Consider the following 2,848-nt stretch of genomic DNA (forward strand, 5'->3'; position numbering starts at 1 on the left):
CTGAAATGACGAAGAAGATCGGCACGCCGATCCACATCCGAGAAGTCGTCCAGAGCAGGATTTCGGACGGAGAAGCGGCACCGCTTTTGACCTGGCGGTCCAAGGTGGCGCCGGCCACGTAAAACGTGGAGTGATAGGCCAATACCATCAGGCAGGCCAGGCCGCGCCAATGATCGAGGATTTGGTAGCGGGTCGAGGTTGCCGGTGGCGCCATGACATTCCGATGCATTGAAAAGTAGCGGAAATCCTATCGTGGCTAGGGTGGCATTGATTGGCAACGGACGACCGCGGCCGGAAGTCGCGCATGACGACGACGCCCCACCCAATGTAGGGGCAACTGGCAGGGTGGTGGGACGAAACGTGTCATGCGCCACGGGTTTTTTCTTGCGATCTGGACTTGAGGCGGAATAGAATAAGCGTATTCGTGGCAACGCCTTGACGGCGGCCTGGGCCGCTTTGTCAGCGCCGCGACACGTCATTTTGGCCGCCGCTGCGGAACACGGCGGCATTTGGCGCCTGCGCATATTTCGTTTGGAGTCGGAACCCTATGTCAAGAGCACGTCGTGGATGGTTGGCCCGGGGGGCCATGGCCGCTTGGGCGATGACGCTCATCGGGCCGTCAACGTTGTTTGCCGCGGAACCGCGTGACGAGGCCGCGCGGGTCGAGCAGTACCGGAACGCCGCGGGCGAAGGCTACTTCATGTTGAGCCTGCCGCCGACGAAGGGCGCGGCGTCGAAGGCTCACGACGTGGTCGTCGTGATTGACACCTCCGCCAGCCAGACTGGCGAGTTTCGCGACAAGTCGATCGAGACTGCGGCGGCGCTGCTGAAATCGTTGGGCGCGCAGGATCGCGTGCGCGTATTGGCGGCCGACGTGGAAACCACGGATCTCACGGCCGGCTTTGTGTCCGCGCAGGACGCCGCGGGAGCGATCGACAAGATTCGCGCCCGGACGCCGCTCGGCTCCACGGACATGCCAAGCATGCTATCGGCGGTGGTGGATCGCTTCGACGCGCAGAGCGACAGCGCACGCGCCGCGATTTACATTGGCGACGGCAAGAGCGTGGTGAATTTGCTGGACGGCGACGAATGGCGCGACACGATTGCGATGCTCACTGCCGCGCAAGTGCCGGTGACGAGCTTTGCGATTGGCCCGGACACCGACAATCGACTGCTGGCCGCGTTGGCGAATCACACGGGCGGCAATCTCGCCATCGATCAAGAGACCACACGCGCCGCGGAAGCGGGCGCTTTCCTCGCCAACAGCGCCGACGGCGCTGTGACCTGGGTGCAAAGCGCCAAGGTTCCCGAGGGCGTCACGGAAGTGTTTCCGAGCCAAATCCCGCCGTTGCGCAGCGACCGTGAGACGATTCTGATTGGTCGCGGTACGCTAGTTGGCGCCACCGCGCACGTGGAAGCGGAGACCGCGAGCGGCGCGTTGACCTGGGACTTGCCGGTGACGGGGGCACATGAAGATCACGCTTATCTGGAACCGCTGGTGGCGAATGCCTCGGCGGACGCCGGCATGAGCCTACCGACGGTGGGCCTGGCGGGGCTTCGCGAGATGCAGGTGATGTCGCAAAAAGACGCGCACAGTCTGGTTCGCTTGGCACAACAGGCCGTGGCGACCGGCAGCTTGGATCAAGGGGAACAACTCGCCGAGCGGGCCTTGGCGATGGACCCGACGAGCGCCGACGCGGCCGCGATTCAAGACGAGGTCGGCGCAATTCGTCAGCGCGGTCCGGAAGCGCGCCCGCGCGAACTGCGGTTGACGAACTTCCAGATGGACGATGTTGCGGCGCCTGCCGAAGCCGTGCCCGCGCCTGCGGCCGGAGATCGGTTCGCCGACGATGGTTCGTTCGCCGAGCAGGTCGCGACCGACCGCAAGGTGATGGAACAGTACATGCGAAATATGGTCCGCAACAGCATTGATCAGGCCCGGCGGCTGATGTCGCAGGATCCCGAGGCTTCGATCAGCGCATTGAAATTGTTGATGGAAGACGTTTCCCGGGCGCTTGATCTGGAAGCGGACGTCCGGGGGCAGTTGCAGGATCAAGTCGAAGCGGCGCTGCGGACGGCTGAAGGCCGGCTGCAAGAGAAGGTTTCCCGCGACGTTTCGCGTCAGGCCTACGATGCGGCGCAGCGAGATCGCCAGTTGGCTTTGCAATCGATTCAGTTGGAAGAGAACAAGCTCACGGAGTTGATCGCGCGGTTCGATTCGCTGATGGACGAACAGCGGTACGGCGACGCCGCCGTGGTGGGTGACGCGGCTCGCCGGACGGATCCGGACGTACCGGTGACGCAGGCGGCCTCACTGACGGGCGAGTTCGCGCGCTATTACCACGAGGCGATTGAGTTGCGTCGGCAGCACGACCAAATGACGTTGGCGGCGTTGGAATCGGTCAACGTCTCGGCCGTTCCCTACGACGACCAAGAGCCGATTATTTATCCCGACGCCGACGTGTGGCTGCGATTGACGAAGGCTCGTGAGAAGTACAAGGAAGTCGATCTGGCGAGCAACAGTCCGTCGGAGGAACGCATTTTCTCGGCGTTGAACGAAGAAACGAGTCTTCAATTCACGGAATCGCCGCTGTCCGATGTGATCACTTACATCAAGGAACGGCACAAGATTCCGATTCAATTGGACACGGCGGCGCTCGACACGGCGGGCGTCACGACCGACAGCCCGGTGACGATCGACGTGGAAGGCATTAGTCTCAAGAGCGCCCTGCGATTGATGCTGAAGAGCATCGAACTGACGTACACGGTGCGCGACGAAGTGCTGCTGATCACGACGCCGGAAGAAGTCGATAGCGCCTTGGTGACAAAGGTCTATCCGGTGGCGGAC

The 2,848-nt window shown here is 62.7% G+C and carries 2 protein-coding genes; one reads left to right on the top strand and one right to left on the bottom strand.

What is annotated here, in order from left to right; all coding sequences use genetic code 11:
- On the bottom strand, positions 1 to 214 hold a 214-nt coding region (locus SGJ19_28345), incomplete at its 3' end, for an acyltransferase (GenBank protein MDZ4784177.1).
- Positions 215 to 547: 333 nt separating this feature from the next.
- On the opposite strand from SGJ19_28345, the gene SGJ19_28350 reads away from it, so the two are divergent.
- The coding region (locus SGJ19_28350; protein ID MDZ4784178.1) for a VWA domain-containing protein at positions 548 to 2,848 on the top strand (2,301 nt) is incomplete at its 3' end.

Source organism: Planctomycetia bacterium, from assembly GCA_034440135.1.
In the GTDB taxonomy this organism is placed as follows: Bacteria; Planctomycetota; Planctomycetia; order Pirellulales; family JALHLM01; genus JALHLM01.